23 protein-coding genes are annotated in these 24,451 nt (G+C 35.0%); 12 read left to right on the forward strand and 11 right to left on the reverse strand.

The annotated features are described in order from the left end of the window. Window positions 1-34: 34 nt before the first annotated feature. Entirely contained in the window at window positions 35-367 is a 333-nt protein-coding gene (locus B1B04_RS15075; RefSeq protein WP_079562264.1) for a DUF3139 domain-containing protein, read from the reverse strand. Window positions 368-598: 231 nt separating this feature from the next. Here B1B04_RS15075 and B1B04_RS15080 point away from each other — a divergent pair, with 231 nt between their 5' ends. Further along, window positions 599-865, forward strand: a complete 267-nt coding sequence (locus B1B04_RS15080) for a hypothetical protein (RefSeq protein ID WP_079562265.1) — start codon at window positions 599-601, stop codon at window positions 863-865. A 397-nt stretch (window positions 866-1,262) separates the two neighbouring features. Here the strand turns inward: B1B04_RS15080 and B1B04_RS15085 are convergent, their stop codons facing one another. Next, a complete protein-coding gene (locus tag B1B04_RS15085) occupies window positions 1,263-1,385 on the reverse strand; it encodes a YjcZ family sporulation protein (protein WP_079562266.1) in 123 nt (40 codons plus the stop codon). Between the two features lie 666 nt (window positions 1,386-2,051). Here B1B04_RS15085 and B1B04_RS15090 point away from each other — a divergent pair. Both B1B04_RS15090 and B1B04_RS15095 read left to right on the forward strand, forming a co-directional pair. Then, complete coding sequence (locus B1B04_RS15090; protein ID WP_079562267.1) at window positions 2,052-2,717, forward strand: MBL fold metallo-hydrolase; 666 nt, start codon at window positions 2,052-2,054, stop codon at window positions 2,715-2,717. 72 nt (window positions 2,718-2,789) lie between these two features. Further along, complete coding sequence (locus B1B04_RS15095) at window positions 2,790-3,497, forward strand: DNA alkylation repair protein (RefSeq protein WP_079562268.1); 708 nt, start codon at window positions 2,790-2,792, stop codon at window positions 3,495-3,497. Window positions 3,498-4,201: 704 nt separating this feature from the next. On the opposite strand, the gene B1B04_RS15105 is transcribed toward B1B04_RS15095, so the two are convergent. The 3 genes from B1B04_RS15105 to B1B04_RS15115 form a co-directional block, all read right to left on the reverse strand. After that, entirely contained in the window at window positions 4,202-4,909 is a 708-nt protein-coding gene (locus B1B04_RS15105; protein ID WP_079562270.1) for a hypothetical protein, read from the reverse strand. A 342-nt stretch (window positions 4,910-5,251) separates the two neighbouring features. Continuing rightward, entirely contained in the window at window positions 5,252-5,533 is a 282-nt protein-coding gene (locus tag B1B04_RS15110) for an acylphosphatase (protein WP_079562271.1), read from the reverse strand. Between the two features lie 42 nt (window positions 5,534-5,575). Next, window positions 5,576-7,303, reverse strand: a complete 1,728-nt coding sequence (locus B1B04_RS15115; RefSeq protein ID WP_079562272.1) for a globin-coupled sensor protein — start codon at window positions 7,301-7,303, stop codon at window positions 5,576-5,578. Window positions 7,304-7,430: 127 nt separating this feature from the next. Between B1B04_RS15115 and B1B04_RS15120 the strand changes: the two genes are divergently transcribed. Then, entirely contained in the window at window positions 7,431-7,712 is a 282-nt protein-coding gene (locus B1B04_RS15120; protein ID WP_079562273.1) for a DUF1033 family protein, read from the forward strand. A 224-nt stretch (window positions 7,713-7,936) separates the two neighbouring features. Further along, window positions 7,937-8,137, forward strand: a complete 201-nt coding sequence (locus B1B04_RS15125) for a cold-shock protein (protein ID WP_049665398.1) — start codon at window positions 7,937-7,939, stop codon at window positions 8,135-8,137. A gap of 1,559 nt (window positions 8,138-9,696) precedes the next feature. Here B1B04_RS15125 and B1B04_RS15130 read toward each other — a convergent pair. Continuing rightward, a complete protein-coding gene (locus B1B04_RS15130; protein WP_170938993.1) occupies window positions 9,697-10,461 on the reverse strand; it encodes a YheC/YheD family protein in 765 nt (254 codons plus the stop codon). A 234-nt stretch (window positions 10,462-10,695) separates the two neighbouring features. Between B1B04_RS15130 and aepX the strand changes: the two genes are divergently transcribed. The 3 genes from aepX (at window position 10,696) to B1B04_RS15145 (ending at window position 13,942) form a co-directional block, all read left to right on the forward strand. Continuing rightward, window positions 10,696-11,598 carry a phosphoenolpyruvate mutase gene (gene aepX / locus B1B04_RS15135; RefSeq protein WP_079562275.1) on the forward strand — a complete coding sequence of 301 codons (903 nt, stop codon included), beginning with the start codon at window positions 10,696-10,698 and terminating at the stop codon, window positions 11,596-11,598. Window positions 11,599-11,602: 4 nt separating this feature from the next. Beyond that, complete coding sequence (gene aepY / locus B1B04_RS15140; RefSeq protein WP_079562276.1) at window positions 11,603-12,730, forward strand: phosphonopyruvate decarboxylase; 1,128 nt, start codon at window positions 11,603-11,605, stop codon at window positions 12,728-12,730. 108 nt (window positions 12,731-12,838) lie between these two features. Beyond that, entirely contained in the window at window positions 12,839-13,942 is a 1,104-nt protein-coding gene (locus B1B04_RS15145) for a 2-aminoethylphosphonate aminotransferase (protein WP_139376978.1), read from the forward strand. A 220-nt stretch (window positions 13,943-14,162) separates the two neighbouring features. On the opposite strand, the gene B1B04_RS15150 is transcribed toward B1B04_RS15145, so the two are convergent. Beyond that, on the reverse strand, window positions 14,163-14,528 hold the full coding sequence (locus tag B1B04_RS15150; protein WP_079562277.1) for a winged helix-turn-helix transcriptional regulator: 366 nt from the start codon (window positions 14,526-14,528) through the stop codon (window positions 14,163-14,165). 142 nt (window positions 14,529-14,670) lie between these two features. On the opposite strand from B1B04_RS15150, the gene B1B04_RS15155 reads away from it, so the two are divergent. After that, window positions 14,671-15,546 (forward strand): SDR family oxidoreductase, encoded by an 876-nt coding sequence (locus B1B04_RS15155; protein ID WP_079562278.1) that lies wholly within the window; start codon window positions 14,671-14,673, stop codon window positions 15,544-15,546. A gap of 121 nt (window positions 15,547-15,667) precedes the next feature. On the opposite strand, the gene B1B04_RS15160 is transcribed toward B1B04_RS15155, so the two are convergent. After that, the gene (locus tag B1B04_RS15160) at window positions 15,668-16,477 is read right to left on the reverse strand and encodes a S1C family serine protease (RefSeq protein ID WP_079562279.1); all 810 of its coding nucleotides are present in this window, start codon (window positions 16,475-16,477) and stop codon (window positions 15,668-15,670) included. A 496-nt stretch (window positions 16,478-16,973) separates the two neighbouring features. Here B1B04_RS15160 and B1B04_RS15165 point away from each other — a divergent pair, with 496 nt between their 5' ends. Then, the gene (locus B1B04_RS15165; RefSeq protein ID WP_079562280.1) at window positions 16,974-17,447 is read left to right on the forward strand and encodes a DinB family protein; all 474 of its coding nucleotides are present in this window, start codon (window positions 16,974-16,976) and stop codon (window positions 17,445-17,447) included. Between the two features lie 158 nt (window positions 17,448-17,605). On the opposite strand, the gene B1B04_RS15170 is transcribed toward B1B04_RS15165, so the two are convergent. Then, a complete protein-coding gene (locus B1B04_RS15170; protein WP_079562281.1) occupies window positions 17,606-18,211 on the reverse strand; it encodes a TetR/AcrR family transcriptional regulator in 606 nt (201 codons plus the stop codon). A gap of 169 nt (window positions 18,212-18,380) precedes the next feature. Between B1B04_RS15170 and B1B04_RS15175 the strand changes: the two genes are divergently transcribed. Next, entirely contained in the window at window positions 18,381-19,940 is a 1,560-nt protein-coding gene (locus B1B04_RS15175) for an AMP-binding protein (protein ID WP_079562282.1), read from the forward strand. A gap of 42 nt (window positions 19,941-19,982) precedes the next feature. Further along, window positions 19,983-21,326 (forward strand): MFS transporter, encoded by a 1,344-nt coding sequence (locus B1B04_RS15180; protein WP_079562283.1) that lies wholly within the window; start codon window positions 19,983-19,985, stop codon window positions 21,324-21,326. Window positions 21,327-21,410: 84 nt separating this feature from the next. On the opposite strand, the gene B1B04_RS15185 is transcribed toward B1B04_RS15180, so the two are convergent. Together B1B04_RS15185 and B1B04_RS15190 are read right to left on the reverse strand one after the other, a co-directional pair. Then, window positions 21,411-23,015 carry an ABC-F family ATP-binding cassette domain-containing protein gene (locus tag B1B04_RS15185; protein WP_079562284.1) on the reverse strand — a complete coding sequence of 535 codons (1,605 nt, stop codon included), beginning with the start codon at window positions 23,013-23,015 and terminating at the stop codon, window positions 21,411-21,413. A gap of 348 nt (window positions 23,016-23,363) precedes the next feature. Further along, window positions 23,364-24,176, reverse strand: a complete 813-nt coding sequence (locus tag B1B04_RS15190; protein ID WP_240518309.1) for a serine hydrolase domain-containing protein — start codon at window positions 24,174-24,176, stop codon at window positions 23,364-23,366. Window positions 24,177-24,451 lie beyond the last annotated feature (275 nt).

The following is a 24,451-nucleotide window of genomic DNA, read 5'->3' on the forward strand; positions in this document are numbered from 1 at the left end:
TTTTTTTCTTTTTGAAAAAGCGCCTTTGCTAAGTTTAATCGTAAGGCTTAAAATGCTTTAATTGTTCTGGCGAAAGAGTTGTTCCATTTATTGTATAGTACTCAAATTGCCCTAAACGGTCTTTATCATGAGCAAAATAAATATAGACGACATTTGTTTCATCAGAAAAAATTACATTCACCCAATAACTTGGAAGACCTGCAAAGTGCCAATTACATTCAATAGATTGAATCGCTTTCTCCCGATACGACATATCTTCGATCAAATAGTTTTCGATTCTTTTTTCATATAGACGCTTTTTGATATGTACTGTACAAAATGGTGCAAGCAACATAATGATGATCCCAACAATCATTAATTTTTTCATTCGCCATCTCCCTAAACAGTTCTGCCTAATTTCGTTTCTATTAATTATTATATTGTCTTGTCGATTATAGATAGTCCTTTATATTTCATATAGTCAGTTCTAACTATATGTAGTTTTTTAATTCCATTTGAAAGAGATAAATATTGTTTAATATGATAAACAACATTATAATAGTGTTAATTATATCCAATTCTTGAGATACTTTCATGTAGAAGAAAGGGAGTCTGCCATATGCTAAAGAACACAAACAAGAATGTTGAGATATTGGAAACTAAAATTATTTTAGAGAAATATAAGGAAAATATAGAGTCAATACAAAAATCATTAAGCCAACTAGAGTTGGAAGTTAGTAATTTGCAAAGTGAAGGTTTAGTTGAATTAGAAAAGCTAGCGAACGAATTAAATATGCTACAGCTGCTTTCAACGAGTATAAAATTTAAAGCTAATAGTCTAAACTGTAATAACAATAAAACCATTGTGACATCAATAACTGAATAAAATAGTGATATCAAGTTCACATCCAATTTGAAATAGGTTTATATAATGCTTCATAGATTGTTACATATTCTAAAGGGAGATAGATTCAAGAAGTACGTTATTACTAGCGTGCAATAATAAAGAAGCTAGACTACATAATGACTTAGACTAGTAACAACAGTTTCTAACTGGAAAGAGCATTGGATATATCTAATCTCATGAAGGGAGATTTCCTCAAATTTTGGACCGACAGCAAGGCGCCACACTCACAACGAGTAGTGGCTTTTTATTTTGCATGTTATTGCATCATTAAAAGGGCCACCGAAGGGTAGTGACCCTTAGATAAAATTCATTAGAGGCTTTGAAGTTCATAATTGTCATGTTATGGATTAAATATCTATGATATATGTCAGGTACGTTAATACGAATTATACAAAAACGCTGCACCGATAATAATTAGGAGAATAAATAGAACAACAAGTAGCGCAAATGCTGAACCGTAGCCAGAACCAGATCCACCATTACCATAAGATTGAGACATAATAATTCCCTCCTTTCTGTAATTTATAATATGTATAGTTTTTTTATAGGGGGTGAGATATCTATCATAGGTTGTCTTAGAAAAAGATTTAACTTCTTTCCGCGGATATCTAAATACGCGCGGAAGCGAAGCGAATACCCGCGGAGCAAAGCAATACCCGCGAAAGCAAGGCAAATACCCGCGGAAGCAAAGCAGATACCCGCGAAAACTGGCAAGACAATGTGCGTGGAAGTTTACTTTCCCAATTCATTGTAAGTAGATAAATAATTAACAATGACTAAGCATTTATTATTTGCACGAGTCAACAAATTGTACAAGATTCTCATACTATTCTCCTTATGAGTGACATCCGCTAGAGGTTTTGGACAAACGTATGTTGGTCACTCAGTCGTGTGTTGTTAACATCGCTGACGCCCGACTAACGCTTCACTTTCGCTAAGTAAATCACTTACTGAAGGAAGTTAAATTATTTTGTTCAGTATTAGTCCATATTGGCAGGAACTTTTGGGCATGTAGCTGAAGATAATATTATTGTATGTATTAGTAAGTTTTGTGATCGCGAATAGTATAAGCAGTATACATACAAAAGAGGTTCATTTCTTCACTTTTTTTGTAACTAAATCCAACTGTAATATCAAAAAGTCTAATTTGAAGGAGACCAAAGTTATGAAAATATCGAAGGGAGTAGAAATGCTCCATATTGAATTTCAAGAACATATTATTCATCCAACTCTTTTATGGGATCAAGAAATGGCTGTTTTAATAGATACTGGATTCCCCGGACAAATGGAAGATTTACGCGTGGCTATGGAAAAGGTCGGAGTGCCGTTGGATAAGCTAAAAGTTGTCATTTTGACGCATCAAGATATTGATCATATAGGTAGTCTTCCTGATATATTACAGCAGTATGGAAATACTATTAAAGTATATGCTCATGAATTGGATAAGCCTTATATTCAAGGGGATTTAACTTTGTTGAAGGATGGGCACCTAAAGAATCTACCAAAGGGCAAGGTTGATGATATTTTGAAAGATGGTCAAAAATTACCGTATTGCGGTGGGATTCGCATTATTCATACGCCAGGGCATACTCCTGGCCATATCAGCTTGTATTTGGAAGAAAGTAAAACACTAATTGCTGGAGATTCGATGTACTGTGTAAACGGAATAATTGGGGGAATTCATATACCGACTGCACTTGAAATAAATGAAGCCCGAAACTCTTTGAAGAAATACCTAGAACTCGACATTGAATCTGTGATTTGTTACCATGGAGGACTGAGTATGGATAATATTAATGAGCAGATTCAAAAAGTAATTTCAGAACCTTAGTAAATTAATTCGTAAAAAGGCCACTATATATACTTGAGGAGTATAGTGTGATAAGAAGGGAAGTACAAAACTATGGATTTCGAAACTGTTATGCAGGAGCTTGAAGCCCTCGGTAAGGAACGAACTAAAAAAATGTATATATCCAATGGTGCGCATGAGCCTCTTTTTGGTGTTGCTACAGGTGCTATGAAACCCATTGCAAAGAAAATAAAAAAAAATCAACAATTAGCTGAAGAGCTTTATGCTACAGGTAACTATGATGCAATGTATTTTGCAGGCATTATTGCAGACCCAAAAGCAATGACTGAATCGGATTTTGATCGTTGGATAGATGGAGCGTATTTTTATATGCTATCTGATTATGTAGTGGCAGTAACATTATCAGAGTCAGATATTGCCCAAGATGTTGCTGATAAATGGATTGCAAGCGGTGACGAGCTAAAAATGTCAGCGGGTTGGAGTTGCTATTGCTGGCTTTTAGGGAATCGCAAAGACAATGAATTTTCCGAAAGCAAGATTTCCAATATGCTCGATATGGTAAAAAATTCTATTCATGATGCACCAGGAAGAACAAAATCTGCTATGAATAATTTCCTATCCACAGTGGGGATTTCGTATTTGCCACTACATGAAAAGGCGATCGAGACCGCAAAGGAAACAGGGGTAGTTGAACTCAAAAGGGACAACAAAAAAACAAGTTTTTTAAATGCTTACGAAAATATTCAAAAAGAAATGGATAGAGGAAGAATCGGTTTCAAACGCAAGTATGTAAGGTGTTAATATTAGCTTTGCATCAATCCAAACGAATAACATCCTAAGTCACATCTATCAAGGTGTGGCTTTTAATTTTGCCTGCAAAGTCAGATAAATGGATCGAATTAACTTTGCTTATTGAGCTAAAAATTGTAAAGGACTAAAAGTATTGAGAGCGTTCCGTGCTATTCTATAACTTACAGAAAGAACATGATAGTCTTTCGCAATCAAGAAGTAGTAGACCTAATTTTTTTGTAATAGTTGAAATAGCGCCATTTACCACAGTAAATCAATGCGGAAGTGTCCTATATGCGCCTACGATTGCATACAGTGTTTGGAAGCAAACATTTGAAAGGATGTGGAAGCAAATGAAAGTAACGGTTAAAGAATGGCGTGTAATGTCTGATCACAACAAACAATTACTTTTAAATGCGGTAGCGACTAAATAAAACATAAATAAAAAGAAGAATGAGAGCATGCAGCAGCAAATGCAACAAGTAATAGAAATAGCAATTTGGTCTAGAAAGTAATAACAATGTTTATAGTATATCTGCACAAATAATCAATTAAGAGTTGTCCAATAGGCAACATCTCATTTAATGGATAAATTTAATGAAATCACTCCTAAAGGTGATATCCCTTCATATAGCTGCGAAAATTTGAGACTCAATCATTTAAATGACGTGTTAATATCCCAATAAAACGAATAAGGTCAAATAAAAAAACAAAGCTTAAGCTTTGTTTTTTTGTCTATTGCTTATGATGAGAGGAATGATACATAACAATCCAAGGAGAATGAACAGTATTAACGTGTTGATTGGATTATCTTTTACAATAGTATCTTCTTTATGTTTTTTTTCAAATGCTCTTACTTCTTCTGTAGTATTTACTTTATTATTTGGAAGCAGTTCATTTTTATCTACATCATAGTAATAAAATCTGTGTTTGTTAAAGGTGAAAAAGTCATCATTAATCGTTTTATATGAACTTGAAATCATTGCTAAGTTCACTTTTTCCGTATCAGTCACTTTTTTTACATAGTTTTTGCTTTCTTCTTTAAACATTTCTTTTTCTTTTTTTAATAAGTTAGCTGCTTCACTTTTTACCTTTTCTACATCTTGTAGTGTTGTTGCTTTTTTCAATCCCTCTTCTATTAATGCTATTTGTTCCATTTTCATTTTTTCTTCAAATTCTTTTGTTTTTTTCTCTAATAATGATTTATCTTCTTTTGTTGTTTTGATGAGCACCGTTTTTGTTTCTTGTGCTAATATTTTAGCGGAGTCGTTTTTGTAATTATGAATTTCATTTTTGTTTTTTTCGTTTACTGAATTCAGGTGCTCATCTGTAACGATTTTTGTTGCCATGCTGGCAGATGAAAAAACGATACTCAATATACATACTGACAGTCCAATCACACTTAATTTTTGAATAAATTTCATGTAAATCACCCCGTTCTTTCTGTTATAATCCATGAAATCCGTTTTTGCATTATCTCTCTTTTTCGTTCAAATATTTTCTATTTTATGATGAATCAAGAAAATTTATGAAAAGTCATAAAGAACTGCTAAAAATGGGCTTCAATACATTAGGGCATCAGTAGAGGGAAGTGGCGTATGCACCCACTTTAGAAATTTATTTATTAAGAAAGTAAGGAGATAAGAAATTTTCAATAGTTTTTATGGAAGGGGAAAATAAAAAGGACTGGGATATTATCCCCAATCCTAATTTTAAAATATTAAATTTGGCGCCAGCAACGGCACTGATTGATTCATTGGCGCAGATTAAACAATGTCTGAGTCCATGCGTGCAAAGCCTTTTAAATCATCAAAAAGCTCTAATGCAAATGAATTGGAATCTGCTTGAGGGCTAACACCCTTTTGAACAAATACTAAAAATTCATCTATCGCTTTTTTGGATCCTTCTACTTCAACCTCAATTTGTTCTTGATCATTAAGTTTACAGTAACCTTTTAATCCTAGCTCAATCGCTTTTTGTTTAATGAAAAAGCGGTAGCCTGTCCCATAAACGTCTCCGAAAAATTTAATTAGCGCTCGCTTATTCAAGCTTACACCTCCTATTGAAGGGGGAGGGTACCCCCTATGTGCTTAGTGCATAACACGTTCTTGTTCTAAATAGGCAATTAAGTTATTAATATAATAGAGAACCTGTTTAGAAGCTTGATCTACTTCTTTTAAATGAACTTCAGCTTGTTCGATATTTCCAACCTTATAAGCTTCCGCTGCTAACTTCGCTGATTCATGAACATGTAAATGATATGCGTCTAAATCACGATAATCCTGCAAGTGCCCAAAACGTTCTACTGAGCGAGCAGATGTATACCATTTACCGAGACGACAATCTGTATGCGATGAAACATCACTTGGTTGGACGTTTTCAAGACCGAGGAACATATTATAAATTCGCCATTTCCATAAAATATGGTCGGCTTTTGATAATTGTAATAGTGCTATAGACGATAACTGAACATTATTATTCGCAATAATGTGATTTCGGAATCGATTAATTTCTTTCCCTAATGCGTGAATATCTCTAGATGTGTTATGGCTATAATCGCGAATATCATCTTGAAGACTAGAAATTTCAATCATTCTTGCGGATACTTCATCAATAGCTGCTGCTTGCTCCTCTGATATCGCCGCTGTATTTGTAACATCCAGATTAATACCTTCAATGGCACTAACAATCGCATTTAATAATGGTAACGATTCTTTAGCTTCAACGGTTGCTTCTTTTATAATCTCTGTCGTTTCCGTAATTGAGACTGACACATCATTTGAATAGCTCTTTAAATGATGTACATTTGTAGATACTTCACTAAGCGCGGATACTGTGCCCTCAGCGAGCTTACGAACTTCCTGTGCAACTACGGCGAAGCCTTTACCATGTTCACCTGCTCGTGCTGCCTCAATAGAAGCGTTCAAAGCAAGTAAATTTGTCTGATCGGCAATTTGGTTGATTAATGTTACAACATTTTCAATATCATTTACCCGTTTTTGCAATTCTGAAAAGGACTCTACAATCGTTGTAAATGTCTCTTCTGTTTTAAAGATTTCAGAAAGGGCATGCTCAATGGCATTTTTTCCTTGTACAGCGTGATCAACAGATTCAGTTGTCTTTTCTGAAATGCGTGAGGACATTCGTGCAACCTCATTAATAGAAGCGGCAATCTCTTCAGTTGCTGCGGTAGAGGATTGAATTTCTTCATTTTGCTTATCTAAGCTAAATACTAAATCTTTCATATACATGATTTTTGCGTTAACATCCATTAAAGAAGAAATTTCAGCAACTACATTTTCAATTGTACGTTCTGTTAAAACTTCAACGAGCAATTCCTGATCAACATTGACTGCAGATTGGAAGGATTTCATGTATTCAAATGCCTTATTAGGTTTCAAACCAAAATTATGTAGTATGTATGTAGTAATATAAAATGCAAATTGATTGAAGACGACGATTAACTTTCCAGGTTCATATTGATTTTTTCTGAATAAATTGAAAAATTTAACGGTTTCATCTACATATTCATCATCACGAGTAGCTAAGAAAAATTGAGTTAAGTATCGATTAATATAATCTTCACTAATCGTTAGCTCAGAGGAGAGAGAGATTTCACTTAAATAGTTATTAAAAATAGCGTTCATTGAAGGCGTGATATCATTTAATTTTTTATAAAGAGTTTTTAAATTCTCTTCATCTTGAGAGTTGAAATGGTTAAACGCTAGTGTTTTATTAAAACGGCCCGTTGCATTTAGATTTGTACCACGCTTTAGTAATTCATCGAGTTCGGCCTTAGGTCGAATACTTGAAAACATAAAAAAAATACCTCCAAAATTTATGAATAATAAGGTAATAATAGCATATTAAAGTGTGTTTTAATAGACATTTCAAATGTCTTTGCTAAAATGAAAATATCTTATTACAGCAGGGAATGTGGCAAATATGTATACAATCATTTACATGAAAGCTGATTATGAGCCTTGGTGGAAGTTTGAAGGCTGGGAGGCTTTTATACAAACAAATGAAACCTTCGAAACAGAAGAGCAATTTGAATCAGCTTTACAAAGAAAACTGCAACACTTCCGATCAGTATATGACAATGAAGTAACGAAAGAAGGGGGATATTGGGCTTTTTGGTCAGAGGATGAAAGTGCTTTTTGCGAAGCTTGTGATGATGATGTACAAATTTATCACGGTATTATCGCTTTGAAATCTAAGTCATAGAAATAAAATTTTGACATTTTTAAAAAAACATTTTTCTTTATTTGACAAAATTATGAATGATGGTTATACTTAGGTTAACAATTTAATTGCTTCACCGGAAACATGAATTCACATATTACAAAAAGTGATCGCGTTAGTACGGTACTCTTTGTAATATGTGAATTTTTTCATTCGCTGAAGAAATTACATATTGTTCACTTTTATTTTTTTGGAGGTTTTCTTAAATGAAACAAGGTACAGTAAAATGGTTTAACTCAGAAAAAGGTTTTGGATTCATCGAAGTAGAAGGCGAAAACGACGTATTCGTACACTTCTCAGCTATCGGTGGCGAAGGTTTCAAAACTCTTGACGAAGGTCAAAAAGTGGAATTCGAAGTTGTAGATGGCAACCGCGGACCACAAGCTGCTAACGTAACTAAACTTTAATTCTCAGAAATTAAAATTACTTCCGTTAAACTTAAGGCATCCTATTGATATAGGATGTCTTTTTTTGTATTCAAATAGATTTAGCCAATGAGTAAAAATACACATAGAGCTAGGTCGTCGTTTTTTAAAAAATATTATAATTTTATTATGTAAACTAAAAAACATTTTATAATTGAGAGAGAAGAGGAGGGGCTGTCTACATATATGATTGTCAAAGAAATGTTGTAATATTAATGGTAACAAGTATAGAACTTGCAGGAAGCAAAAGCAGGAGATACAACATGGAGCATTAGCGTGTTTTGCGACGTAGCATCAGGAGCGAAGCGATGCGGTGGCCAAATCCCCCCACACAAAATGAACTCGCAGAAGAGCTAGATGAAATAGCAAAAGAAATTTTAGGAACACTCTGTTATAAAATAACCCATTATTAAACTAGGCTCATTTAATTGCTCTAACTTTTTAATAAAAATCTCAAACTTAGTTAGAAAGATTAACTCCATTTTGATCAATCTTTTTTCAACATGGAGTTTTTACAGTACTGATAAATAGGGTTGAAAGAAATTTTTAATCAATCTATATTCTAAAGTTACATAATTGTCGTTTTTTAATAAATTAATTAAGTTTGACGAAAAATAACCTCTTCGTATAAATTATCCCGAAGAGGTTATTTTATGGATGAATGCCGTAAAAGTGTTAACTAAGAATAATCCTAAAAATCAAGAGTTATTAGAATCAATTTTATGCTGATATGCTACATTCACATTTAAATTATTGCTATAAAGATTTTACGTGATCGGAAGCCAAATAGCTCTATATCGTATTTTTTATCGTTCCATTTTCTCCATTTGACTCTAATAAAATAATTTACGCTGCATCTGCATTGGAAACAAATGTTGAATTATGGGTCACATCAATGACTTGTCTTTGATTTTTTAACTTTTTTATGCTAGTTATCAAAGTCTTTAATCAAGCTTATCTTCAGGTTCGTCAATTACAAAGGGCGTATTGTAAACGAGCTTCGTAGACTATTTATTATAAAATTTTATTTAAATCCCACAATAATTGATTATCAAGTTCGGAACCAAGGTCTGTGTAAATTAATTGGACGTTGGTAAAATTATCTTTAATACTGCTCAATGCTATCTACATAAGCACTGTGTCTTTGTTTGGGCCCGAACTTGCACCAACCAGTTCTCGGTTGAAAAGATCGTCGAATAAACATAAATAGTGCCATTTTTTCCGACATGGACATATGTTAAATCACTGACTTAAACAGATAATTCTTTTTCTTGTTGGAATTATTGATATAAAACATTGGTGACAATGGCTTCATTACTACGCTTTTTTGAGGTTTGTAATAGGAAATCGAGTAATTTGATAGAATTCTGAGTTGCTTCATCATGCGACTGATACGACGTCTTCTTAAAGGTAAATTCCAAACGTTCACAAGTAATGAATGCAATTAAGTTTCTTCTTTCCAATAATTATAATAGGGAAAGTAATTTATCGATGTAGAATAGAAATATGCTGGGGACTAATATGATAACTACATTTCAAACTTAGCCTTCATTTTGCTTCTTCCTAATCTCAACAATTTTCTTCCAGATCTCCTTATCAATTTTGGCAAAACTACTTATGCTTGGCGTTGTATTTACTTCAAATAATATTGGTTTACCTTTTGGATTTATTCCAAAATCAATGCCATATTCTCTACAAGGAAAGTGGGATGCTATTACTTCAGATGCTAAAATTGAAATTTTTTTTAGAGAAGCTATTGTTTTATTTTTCTTTGTATTATCCATCATCATATAATCTGATAATAATTCATCAATCGGTATTACTTGAGAACCACGATTTGAATTCACAATCCCATGATCTTCATATGCAATCCTTCCGTAAATACCACCGATTATCCATTTTCCTTTTAGATTTTGAACATGAACACGAATAGAAATAGCATCCTCATTAGGGGTTAGACTCTTGATCCCCTCCTGAATTATATAAATTCCGCTTAATTTATCGTGTTTCTCATATGGGTGTAGAATTTTATGGAAATCCTCAATTGCTGCCACACACTTATTTATTTCTTTACCTTGCATGTTAAATCCATTAAAACAATAGTGTCCATCTTTTCTTTTGTAGACTTTATAAATTGCTCTTCCTTGCCCGGTGCTAGTATGTTTCACATAAACATACTCATACCTATCTAAAAAATAGATGAGGTTTTCTAGACTGTAAAGTGTTGATTTTGGAATGCAGTTAGTTGTTAAAGGATTTTTATTTAATAGTAGGAATTGTTCCCATTTCCCAAGTCCATTTTTCAATAAACGCACCTCATTTAGTAAGATATTTTTTTAGTATTAAGAGTGTAGTCCTCTCCTCTTATGAAGGTACTGTATTGTATGTAAATAGATTTGTCTTCCATGGGTGGGTGTGACTTAGTAACGCAAACTTCCTTTTTTGATTTCAAAATCGTTAGTTTCTAATGTATCTGCCCTGCTAATCTTTACTTTTAGTCATATGATAATACGATATGTCGAGTAAGGAGATGGAAGATATTGAAAAAGACGAAGAAATTAAAAGAATTAATATATTCAGATAAACTCGAATTTTTAATGGAAGCCCATAACGGTCTTTCCGCAAAAGTTGTAGAGGAGGCCGGTTTTAAAGGGGTTTGGGCGAGTGGTCTATCAATTTCAGGATCATTGGGTGTAAGAGATAATAATGAAGCTTCTTGGACGCAGATATTAGATATACTTGAATTTATGAGTGATACGACAACAATTCCTATCCTATTGGATGGAGATACAGGATATGGGAATTTTAACAATGCTCGGCGGTTAGTTAGAAAACTAGAACAATTGAATATTGCTGGAGTATGTATCGAGGATAAAATTTTTCCGAAAACGAACTCATTTATTAATGGCGAATTACAGCTTCTCGCATCGATTGAAGAATTTTGCGGGAAAATAAAAGCAATGAAAGATACGCAAGAGGATGAAGACTTTATGGTTGTAGCTAGAGTCGAGGCTTTTATTGCAGGCTTGGGATTGGATGAAGCCCTTAAACGTGCGGAAGCCTACAGAAAGGCAGGCGCTGATGCAATTCTTATGCATAGTAAAAGGTCAGATTTTAAAGAAATCGAAGCATTTATGAAGGAATGGGGTAGAAGGCATCCAGTGGTTATTGTGCCTACAAAATATTATACAACTCCAACAAATGATTTCAGAAAAGTAGGAATAAGCACTGCGATCTGGGCTAACCATAACTTAAGAGCATCGATCACTGCTATGCAGAACATCTCCAAACAAATCCTAAAAGATGAGAGTCTCATTCAAGTAGAGAAATCGATTGTAAGTGTACAAGAGATTTTTAGACTCCAAAATGCTGAGGAGCTTCAAAAAGCGGAGAAGAAATATTTGCCATCAACTAATAATCAATCAAAACCGGAAACGGAGTGATGGTATGTTAAATACAAGTGAATTTGGAAATGAGCTTAAAAAACTTGGTTTTAACTTTTACAGTGGGGTCCCATGTTCATTTTTAAAGAATCTTATTAACTATTCCATAAATGAGTGTGAATATATTGCTGCAGCCAACGAAGGTGATGCAGTAGCTATTGCTTCAGGAGCATACCTTGGGGGAAGGAAATCAGTTGTTTTAATGCAAAACTCTGGTCTAACCAATTGTACTTCTCCATTGACTTCCTTAAACTACCCCTTTCAAATACCTATACTTGGGTTTGTTAGTCTCCGTGGAGAGCCCGGGTTGAATGATGAGCCCCAGCATGAATTAATGGGGCAAATTACTACACAACTATTAGATCTCATGCAAATAAAATGGCAATTCTTATCTTTTGATGATAGTGAGGCAAAGAGACAACTTGAAGAGGCTAACAAGTGGATTGAAGCGAATCGACCATTCTTTTTTGTAGTGAGAAAAGAAACTTTTAAAAGTGAGAAATTGAAGATAGAGCAACGTCTTAATCATAAAAATAAGGAAAAAAGTGAACAAACTGACTTAGATGCACTGCCAAGCCGTTTTGACACTTTAAAAGTGATAAATGGACTCAAAGATATGAAAACAGTACTAATAGCCACAACTGGTAAAACAGGAAGGGAACTATATGAGGTCGAGGATTCTGATAATAATCTATATATGGTTGGTTCCATGGGTTGTGTCGGTTCTTTAGGTTTAGGCTTAGCCTATACACGAAAAGATATAGATGTAATTGTTATTGATGGAGATGGTTCCCTCCTTATGCGAATGGGAAGCTTATCTACAAATGGCTACTATCAACCTGAAAATATGCTCCACATTCTTCTAGATAATCAAGTTCATGATTCAACTGGAGGGCAAAATACGGTTTCTCACAATGTTGATTTTGTCAATATTGCTGCAGCTTGCGGTTATGAAAAGTCATGCTATATCCATAGTTTACATGAACTTGAAAAGTGTATTCAAGAATGGAAAATGGCAAAAGGGCTGACTTTTATTTATTTAAAAATCTCAAAGGGATCTAAACAAAATCTAGGACGTCCAAAAGTTACTCCAAGTGAAGTTAAAACTCGTTTACAGAGATTTCTTAAATAATCGTTCTGAAAATAAATATTAGCAGGCCGATCTTACCTATAAGAACTTCTCTACAGGGATAATTCGAACCGCGTATAAAAGTGTAATAAAATTAAAGGGAGGAGTACCGTGAAAAAAATTAAAAGAAATATATTACTGAATCCCGGACCTGCTACTACAACAGATACGGTTAAATACGCACAAGTGGTACCTGATATTTGCCCTCGTGAAGATGACTTCAGCCAATTATTGCAATTTGTTACTTCTGAACTTACTAGTTTAGTTTCAGAAGAGAATCAATATACAACCGTGTTATTCGGTGGTTCAGGTACTGCTGCTGTAGAATCAATCTTGAGTTCAGTAATGACTGATGGGGTTTTAGTAATCATTAATAACGGAGCCTATGGAAAAAGAATGTGTGAAATTGCAGAAGCTTATCAGCTGGATTGGATTGAGTTTTTAAGTCCACCCGATCAACCTATTAAATTAGATCAGTTACAGTCATTCATTCAAAAAAATCCTCGAAAAGTATCTTATCTAGCTGTTGTGCATAATGAAACTACAACGGGATTATTAAACGATATAGAATCGATTGGCTCCATTTGTGCAGAAAATGAGATTAATATGATGGTAGATGCAATGAGTTCGTTTGCGGCAATTCCTATTAATATGAGTAAAATGAAAATAAGTTATTTGGCGGCTAGCTCCAATAAAAACCTTCAAGGAATGGCAGGAGTCTCTTTTGTTATAGCTAAAAAAAGCGAACTAGAAAAAGGAAAAACAAAAAAGCCGACAAATTATTACTTAAATCTTTATTCTCAATATCACCATTTCATCGAGACAGGTCAGATGCGTTTTACTCCGCCTGTACAAACTATCTATGCGCTAAAACAGGCAATTGTAGAATTAAAAGCAGAAGGAATAAAAGAAAGATATGAACGTTATTCTAAATGTTGGGAAACTTTAGTAGAAGGCCTCTCTAGACTTGGTTTAAGTTATCTCGTCCCTGTCGAGCACCATTCAAAAATTATTACAGCAATAGTAGAACCCGAAAATGAAAAGTATAATTTTAAAGAAATGCATGATTATTTTTATGCTAACGGAATAACGATATATCCTGGGAAAGTTTATCAATTAAATTCTTTTAGGGTGGCCAATATTGGTGATCTTAGTAAAGATGATATCGCCCTCTTTTTATCTTTATTAGAAAAATATCTTCAATCCCTGAAATAGTCAGGGAACAGTGGAAAACCTACAATGTAGGTGAGATTAATTGATTATTTTTTTGCTTTTCCTTGTCCAACTAACAGGGGCTTTTGCGGGATAAGAAGAATCAAAATAATCAATCTTTATTATAAAATAATTTTTGAAATTAAAGGAAAGCCAATGTTTTGAATAAACTTTATTCAAAACGTTGGCTTTTTATGCAGTGAAATCAAGGATTTAGTAAGGACTAATTTTTTTCCTGTTGTTTTTTCTCCATATATTTTTTACCCCATTCTTCCATAGTGTTCAATACTGGAATAAAACTTTTCCCTTGTGTTGTTAGTGAGTATTCAACTTTTGGAGGAACTTGTTTATACACTTCTCTGTGAACCATTCCGTCTTCTTCCAACTCTCTCAGTTGTCTTGTCAATATCCCTTTTGAAATGCCTGGTAACAACCTTTGAAGTTCGTTAAATCTTCTTGTACGCCTACTTAGATACCATAAAATTATAATTTTCCATCTTCCAGCGATTACGTTTTGAGTAAGTGTCAACGAACATACTTCCTCTTGTTCTTCGGTAGGAGGTTCTCCTTCAAAATTAAATCGAGCCATTGGTTGTCGTATCCCTCTCTCCTAAGGTACTTTTTTTGTGACTATGTCATAAAAAAATGCCTACTTTTATTATTGTGACTGTAGATATAGTATATACCTAGATTTTATTTTTCAATATGAAAATCTAATTGGAGGGAAAAATATGAAAATATTAGTTACAGGAGCAACGGGAAAACTAGGATCAAAGGTTGTAGAAGCATTATTAAAAGCTATACCGGCGAGTGAGTTGGCCGTTAGTGTTCGAAATCCGGAGAAAGCAGAAGGATTGCGAGCTCTCGGAGTAGAAGTTCGACACGGAAATTTTGATCAACCAGAAACATTAGATTCTGCCTTTTCAGGAATTGATCGAGTTTTAATAATATCTACGTTTGGTGATTATGAAACAATAATGAGACAACATACGAATGCCGTAACTGCTGCTCAACGTGCTCAAGTGAAATTTATTGCTTATACTAGCGTAACAAATGCAAATGAAAGTGATTTTTTCCTCGCTTTATCCCATAGAGCCAGAGAAGAAGCAATTTTTAAAACAGGGATTCCTTACTCATTTTTACGAAACAATTGGTATTTTGAAAATGAAATTGGGAGCATACAGGGTGCGATGGTAGGAGCACCTTGGGTTACATCAGCAGGAAAAGGAAAAGTAGGCTGGGTACTTCGACAAGATTTAGCGGAGGCAGCAGCAAATGTATTGATAGGGATAGGACACGGGAATACAATTTATGAGCTTTCTGGGAAGCTAATGACGCAAGAGGAATTAGTTTCTGCTCTTGGAAATGTATTAGGGAAAGAAGTTCATGTACAACAAGTCGATGATGCTACTTATGCCGATATTATGAAAGGTGCAGGTGTACCAGAAGCATACCTTCCTATGCTCGTAAACACGCAAAAAGGTATTCGAGAAGGTGGTTTAGAGATTGAAAGTAACGATTTAGAAAGATTACTTGGTCGCCATGCTACACCGATAAACGAAGCTCTTAGTCATATTATTAGTGAAATTTCTCAAACAGGAAATTAAAATTAATCAAAAAAATGACCTTCATTATATTTAGAAGGTCATTTTTATACAAAAGGACTAGACGGCTTTACTTCTGAAGAATTAAACAATTATGTTTTCAACCGAATTGTAGCTATAGGTATTATTTACTTAAAATACGCTGTAACACCTCAACCGGAATAAACAAACCGACACGGCCATATGGATCTTTTTTCGCCGTTGCAAAGACAATCCCGATAACCTCGCCATCAGCATTTATGACTGGACTCCCACTATTTCCTCGATAAACAGGGGCATCCATCATCATAACAGGTTCCTGCCAATCCTCTAGGTATGTTGATTCCAGTAATGTACCTTCATTTGCAATGCCCGTAAAGGCTAGTGGATTACCAATGAAATACACATGCTCATTTTTGCTATAGCTCGGATTTTTAGCAAGTGAAAGGGAAGGTAGATCATCACCAGTTACTTGCAATAATGCTAAATCTACGTCGGGGTAACTTTCCACTATCTTGGCACCCATTAATCCTTCCTCAGGGAAAACAACGATTAATGATTGTGCATCATCTACAACGTGTGCATTGGTTACGATAAGTCCATCTGAAGAAATCACAAAACCAGTACCTTTACTAGAACCTGTAGAGATCTCTACAACAGCCTTTTTATATGTTTTTATATCTTCTTGTGTTGATAACCGAGTAGACACTTTCAAAAATTCAATCGCTGGAATGGAGTAAATATGAAAGATAAGTGCAAATGTATTCAAAATTAACACAAATGCCATACTCCAGACAATCCATTTGACAATCGGTCTTTGTTTTTTGGGCTTTTTCCCTTTGAGGCGTTCTTCTTGTTCTTGTGCTAACGCTTTTTCCTGTTCCGCGAGGACAAGCTCAATCAATTCTTCTTCGGACAAATCTTCATCTGTTGTTGATCTATGTATTTCACTCATAAAAGGCCTCCTTACTCAAAATGAAAAGCGCCCAAGCAGGACGCCTGTGAAATAATTTTTATTCAATTTTTGTAGGGTAGGTGTAATGCAAAACGTTCCATATTCGTGTCAACATCATGGCTTCTATACAGAATATGTCGTTGTGGTCATTGTACCCTCTAGAGCGTGTTAATCTAAAAGAAGTCTAGGGCGATTGAATAGTTTAAGTTATTTCCCATTTTACATAGAACGTCTTCCGTTCTTTTCTTTCATTATACGTGAAGTCTAGAGGTTATACGAATATTATGAAAACCAGTTTACAAGAGTAATCTATTTGCTAGACGCATTAAGCCGATCACAAAAAATAATGCTCGGTATACTGTACAAAAGGATGTGTTAGCAACAAGAGCATTTGATTTTAAATAATAATATTATGTCAATTGGATACTAGAAACTTGTAAGAGAGTTTCTAATTTAATATGATAGAGATGAATTTACGAAAATGGGGGGCATTTAAATGTATCGACAAGTAGATGATTTTTTAAATGAGTGGTCAGCATCAGCACAAGGTACTATTCAAGTATTAAAAGCCGTAACAGATGAAAAGCTAGAGCAAAGCATTGTAGCAGGTCACAGTTCATTAGGCTGGTTAGGGTGGCATTTAGTTGGTGCTGCTGGTTATTTCAGTTATTTAGCAGGTTTACAGGTGCCTATGATTCGTCAAGAAGATCCAATTCCATCTACAGCAGCTGAAATTGTAGCTGCTTACGAAAAACTAGCAAATGGTGTGAAAGAGGAAGCGGCAAAGCTATCAAATGAGGACTTGCTGGAAGAAGTAAAAGGCTTCACTGGTCCAATTGCTAGAGGTGCATTATTACGTGTACTAATCGATCATCAAACACATCACCGTGGACAAATGACGGTGCTACTACGTCAAGCAGGCTTACCAGTACCAGGCATAATGGGACCAACGAAAGAAATGCAAAAGTAGACGTTTTAGGCAGATACTCAATGTATCTGTCTTTTTTTTATTTTTCGTAAATATGAAAAACAATTACATATAACGAGAAAATAGGCAATCCTAATTTATTTGTAAATAGGAAGTGCCTATTTTCGTTTAAAGTAGAATTGGTTATTGGCTTCAAATTATTAACGATCCTTATTTAATAGCAAACCATCTAAAAATATTGCAATAAAGCCTTTACTTTCTTGTAACAAATCAAAATCTTTTCCAAAAACTAACCAGTCATATAAAGAACCTCGCATACAACGAGTAATGTAAATCACAGTTTCCTGCACATTTATTTGTACAGATAATTCGCCATCCTTAATTGCTTTTTGTATAAATGAATGCAAGATTTTATACAATTTGCGTTCAGAATTAGAAAAGAAATTTCTTTCGTTTTCAATTAAGCCACTTTTGTAAACAGACCGCATTAAATCCATTCCTAAATCATCTTTTAAATATTTCATTTGTGCATCAATTAATGAGATTACCTTTTCCTTGAAGGAAAGACTTACGGGCAGTGTAGTCGTAAATTCTTCATAAAAATGATCAATTTCTTTAAACTTCTCTAGGAAAATATCGTACTTTGAAGAGAAATGACCATAAAATGCTCCTTTTGAGCTGTTGCTTTTCTGAACAATTTCATCGACCGTTACTTGATCAAAGCCTTTCGTTTGGAATAATGTAAGCGCTGTTAAATATATATGTTTCTTCGTTTCTTGAGCCTGCTGTTTTCTTGTCATCTTCATTGCAACATCACCACATTTCCACTAGATTTGCTATTTAACTTTAGCATAATACTCGTTTATGTTATTAACTTATTTTCAGAATTATTTGAAATAATATTGACAAATATTTGCCTTGACGATTAATATACAGACTATAGTCTATGAAACTATTTCAAAAGGGGTGTAGATCATGGATCTAATTGGAAATAGAACATTACGTTCTGTTTTAAGGGAGAGAGTTGCGCAACAGCCTGAAAAAAGTTTTATTCGGTTTGAGGACCGTAACGGAATTTATTTCGAAAAAAGTTATGGGGATTTTTATCAGGAAGTTATGTGCTTCAGTAATGCACTTCTTAAGCTGGGCATTAAAAAAGGGGATCATGTTGTGTTGCATTTACCGAACAATATGGAGTTTTTTACAGCGTGGTTCGCTCTTGCTGAAATTGGTGGCATCATGGTGCCAACTAATATTTTATCTCCGGCGGATGAGATGTCTTATATTATTGCTCATTCCGAAGCTGTTCTTATTATTACGGAAGAGGACTATATCGAAAAGTTTGTTAGTATACAGTCTCAAACACCAACTATACAAAATATTATTGTTACGAGACAACTAGATAACGCTGATGGTGTCTTATATTTCTCTGAGCTCATTAAAGATGAGAGCGATAACAATGTGTATTTCCCAACAGTTTTCGCAGAAGATATTGTGGCATTGCTTTATACATCTGGGACTACATCCAAACCAAAAGGTGTACAAGTGACACATGCTAATTATATTTACACAGGGGAGTTAATGGCACGTTCAATCGCTTTAACACCTGAAGATCGAACATTTATTGTCCTACCGCTTTTCCATGGGAATGCGCAATATTACTCCACGATGTCTGCCATCATGGTAGGAGCAGGCATTGCAGTTACGGAGAAATTTAGTGCTTCGCGTTATTTTAAACAAGCAAAGGCATTAGGTGGAACGGTCGGCTCATTATTTGCCGCACCTATTCGTATGATTCTAGCGAAAGATTATGAAAAAGAGGCGCTGGATAACCCGCTACGACTTATTCTTTTTGCACAGTCAGTAGCAGAACACCAATTAATACAGTTTGAAGAACAATTTGATGTGAGGTTATTGCAACTGTATGGATTGACCGAGACTGTCGGGATTCCACTAATAAATCCTCTATTTGGAATACGAAAAAATATGAGTATTGGTAGACCAAGCATTGGTTATGAGGTTCAGCTTGTCGATGAACATGGGATTCCCGTAAATCAAGGGGAGATTGGTCAAATTGCCGTTAAAGGGATACCAGGTAGAACGTTAATGAAAGGCTATTTTAAGAACGAGCAAGCGACAAACGATACGTTTAAAGATAGCTGGCTACTGACTGGGGATAACGCCAGAATAGATGAAGATGGCTATTTTTATTTTGTTGATCGCATAAAGGATATGATTAAACGTTCAGGGGAAAATGTGGCAGCCAATGAAGTGGAGCGTGTATTAACAGAGCATCCATTCGTATTTGAAGCGGCAGTCATCGGTGTACCAGATGATATGCGTGATGAAGCTATTAAAGCTTATGTTATTTTACAGACTGGCGTTGCTATTAGTGAAGAGGCGTTGATTGCACATTGTCGGGAACGTCTCGCAAAATTTAAAGTGCCGGATCGTATTGAATTTGTGACAGATTTCCCTCGTACACCAGTTGGCAAAATTCAAAAGCATGTTTTACGTAACGCTATTTTTAGTTAAAGCGAATGATATAAAAATTTGACTGTAGAGAGCAGGGGCTATATGAAAAATGTGAAAATATTATTAGCAAGTTTAGCAGGCTCAATTATTGAATGGTACGATTTTTATTTGTATGGAACGGCAACAGGATTAGTTTTTACAACGCTATTTTTCCCTTCGACTAATCCAGCAATTTCGATTTTAATTGCATTTGCTACGTTTGGAGCTGGCTATGCGGCACGACCAATTGGAAGTTTAATTTTTGGACATATGGGTGATCGTGTCGGAAGGAAAGCCTCGCTTATGCTTACGTTAATTGGAATGGGCGGTAGTTCTTTTTTGATCGGTTTATTACCTACTTATGCGCAAGTGGGGTTACTCGCGCCAATGCTTTTAGTCATTTTGCGACTTATTCAAGGGATTGCACTTGGGGGTGAGTGGGGAGGTGCTGTGTTACTAGCTACCGAATCGGCTACAAAAGGTGTGCGTGGCTTTTTTGGCTCTATTCCGCAGCTTGGTGTTCCAATCGGTTTAGTTTTAGGGACATTTAGTTTTACGCTTATTTCTTCATTAACGACTGAAGCACAATTTATGGCCTGGGGATGGCGTTTACCATTTCTATTTAGTGCAGTTTTAATCGTATTAGCGATATGGATTCGAAGCGGGATTGAAGAAACACCTGAATTTAAACGCAAAAAAGACAATGGTGAACTAGCTAAGCTACCAATTGTCCAAGTATTTAAATATAACAAAAAAGACATTTTCCGCATTATTGGATTAAAAATAGGGGACGGATTCTTTAATGTATTTTTAATGTCATTTATATTAGTGTATGCGACGACGTATATTGGCTACACAAGGGATGTCGCATTATTTGCTTTAACAATAAGCTGTGCAACAATGATAGTCACAATTCCACTAGTTGGTTATTTTTCAGACTTTATAGGACGTAAGAAAATTTATATCGGTGGCCTTATCACAATGTTATTGCTAGCTATTCCTTATTTCGTTATGATTCCGGTCAGTTCAACTTATTTCTTTATGTTACAAGTCGTTTTACTTGGTGTCGTATGGGCAGCCATTTTCGCGACGCAAGGTACGTTCTTCTCTGAATTATTCCCAGCGAATGTTCGCTATACGGGGCTATCCTTTGGCTATCAAATCGCAGCAGCAATCGTCGGTTTTGGACCAATGCTATGGACTTCTTTAGCAACAGAGTATGGGGCTTCACCGTATTTATTTGGTGGTTTGATGATAGCTGGGCTTCTAATATCATTGCTACTTGCAGTATTTTCGCCTGATACACGGATCATCACTCAATATGAAGAAACTATCGAGAAAGTACAAGAAAATGAACAGCTTTCAGATACTCAAGTGGAAGTGGCAATGACAACATCGACAAAGTAATCGTGGACATTATTTTTACAAGGAAAGCTTTATAGCAATAAAAAAACAGGGTTCTCCTTTTTGAATAGGAGAACCCTTTTAATATTAGCTTAAGCCTTGGCTATCTTTCCACTCAAGGAATTCATCATAAGTTAATAGTTTATCTAAAATTGTACCGTCTTCACGGATTTCGATGACACGGTTCGCAATTGTTTGGATGAACTGATGGTCATGAGATGTGAACAGCATCGCACCTTTGAAGCGCATAAGTCCTTCATTTAGTGCTTGAATAGATTCAAGATCAAGATGGTTCGTTGGTTCATCTAGTAAAACAACGTTTGCTGTAGCAAGCATCATTTTAGATAGCATACAACGTACTTTTTCTCCCCCTGAAAGTACAGAAGGTGATTTTTTTACTTCCTCACCAGAGAATAACATACGACCTAAGAAGCCACGTAAGAAGCTTTCTGTTTCATCATCAGGAGAATATTGGCGTAACCATTCCACTAATGATTTCTCTGAACCTTCGAAGTATTTATCGTGATCATTTTCAAAGTAACTTTGAGAAGTTGTTACGCCCCATTTGAACGTACCAGCATCTGCTTTTCTTTCATCCGTTAAAATATCAAGAAGAGCTGTTTTTGCCATTGGATTACCAAGTAAAATGATTTTATCTTCTTTGTTCATTGAAAAGCGAATATCTTTAAATAGTGTTTCGCCTTCATTACTTGCTGTAAGACCTTCCACTGTTAAAACATCGTTACCGATTTCACGTCCAGTTTGGAAGTTGATGAATGGATATTTACGGCTAGAAGGTTTAATGTCGTCAAGCTCGATTTTATCCAACATTTTCTTACGAGAAGTCGCTTGGCTTGATTTCGAAGCATTCGCAGAGAAACGAGCAACGAATGCTTGTAGCTCTTTAATCTTTTCTTCTTTCTTCTTGTTTTGGTCTGCCATCATTTTTTGTGCTAATTGGCTAGACTCATACCAGAAGTCATAGTTACCAACATATAATTGGATTTTAGAGAAGTCTAAATCCGCGATATGCGTACACACTTTATTTAAGAAGTGACGGTCATGGGATACAACAATAACCGTATTTTCAAAGTTAATTAAGAATTCTTCTAACCATTGAATTGCTTTTAAGTCAAGGTGGTTGGTAGGCTCATCTAGTAATAGAACGTCTGGTTTACCAAATAGAGCTTGTGCTAATAATACTTTGACTTTGTCAGAACCTTCAAGGTCAGCCATTAGCATATAGTGAAGCTCGTCGCCAATTCCTAACCCGTTTAATAATGTTGCTGCTTCTGAGTCAGCTTCCCAACCATTTAGGTCAGCGAATTCACCTTCTAATTCAGCAGCACGCATGCCATCCTCATCAGAAAAGTCTTCTTTTGCGTAGATAGCGTCTTTTTCAGATTTTACTTCCCAAAGACGTTTGTTCCCCATAACAACTGTATCTAATACATTGAATTCATCGTATTCAAAGTGGTTTTGTTTAAGAACTGATAAACGTTCGTCCTTACCCATTGATACGTGTCCTTCTTGCGCTTCAATTTCACCAGAAAGAATTTTTAAAAATGTTGATTTACCAGCACCGTTTGCACCGATTAAACCGTAGCAGTTCCCTGGTGTGAATTTTATATTTACGTCTTCAAATAGTTTACGATCGCCATAGCGAAGACCTACATTACTTACTTGAATCATGCAAGTTCCTCCTTTTTTCACAATGGCACTAGTATATCATGAAATATGTACCATAGTCTATAAACATTATTAAATCAACGTTTGGTTATGTGTTGTCAAATATTTGAGCGGGGTAAGAGTGGGGATAATGTTAATAAAAAGTGAATACATATACTTTTTTATGTATTTAATCGTCTCAATTGTAAAGAACAGGTTTAATGAAATAAAGCGCTCTCTAGTGAGAAGGGGCTTTATTTCATTCAAACTTGAGAAAAGGCTTTTATCATTAAAGTTTCTCTTCCCATATCCAAATTGGCTGCTGAAGAACGATGGATATAAGGTGACGGTTGATTTTTTTTGAATTCACCGTCATCTCATTCTAAGAACGATCACTGTTAATTCTTCGTCATTTAGCCGTGTTACATAATGACGGAACCCACTTGGATATCCTCCTGGATGCCCAACAGCATTTTTCCCCATGACATCTTGTGTATACCAACCAAATCCGTATTGATTCGGAAACTTTTTAGCATGGGTCATACCCATCAGCTCTAAAGATTTTTTGCTGATCAATTCATTATTACGCAAGGCTCGATCAAACAGTTCTAAATCTTCAGCTGAAGAAATGATATCCCCAGCTGCATATGCAGCAGAATTATGCATTAATGGTCCGACTTTCCCCTCTATATGTCCTTCCGCTTTGGGTAAATCATCCGGAACTGTAAACATAGAATTAATCATGTTGCTCGGCTCAAAAATATGTTCTTCTATATAATTTGCATAGGGCTGTCCGCTGACTTTTTCAATAATAAGTCCTAACATCACATAACCAGTATTACTATAACTAAAGCTTGTACCTGGGGTAAATTCTAATTCAGAATCACTAACGGTATTTACAATATCAATTGGAATCCATTCTTTACTGTAATCAAAATTTCCCTTTAGATAGTCCGGAATTCCCGAGCTATGACTTAGCAGATGACTTATTGTAATAGTTTCTCCATTCGGAAAGTCTGGAAAGTATTGCGAAATTAGATGATCTAAGTTGAGAAGTTCTTTTTCTACTAGTTGCATGACTGCTACTGCCGTGAATGTTTTAGATAATGAAGCAATCTGATAGATCGTGCTTGGGCTATTAGGTAAATCAGTGGCAGCCAATCCGTAACCTTTTGTAAATAACACTTCATCTTCCTTTGCGATTAGGACGGTACCCTGAAATTTTTCATTTATCAAATATTGCTAGATTTTTTCAGAAAAGCTTCCAGATAAATTACTATGGTTGTTACGTCCAAATAATAGCAAAGCTACTATAGACACGACTACAATAACAAGAATAATAATAGAAGAAATTTTTAATGATTTTTTCATATATACCTCGCAATCTATTTCTATATAGCTTTTTAAACACTTCCTACTTATTAGATACGCGGAAAAATTACCAATTTATTATGATCTTG

Origin of the sequence: Lysinibacillus sp. KCTC 33748, from assembly GCF_002237755.1 — a bacterium.
Lineage (GTDB): Bacteria > Bacillota > Bacilli > Bacillales_A > Planococcaceae > Lysinibacillus.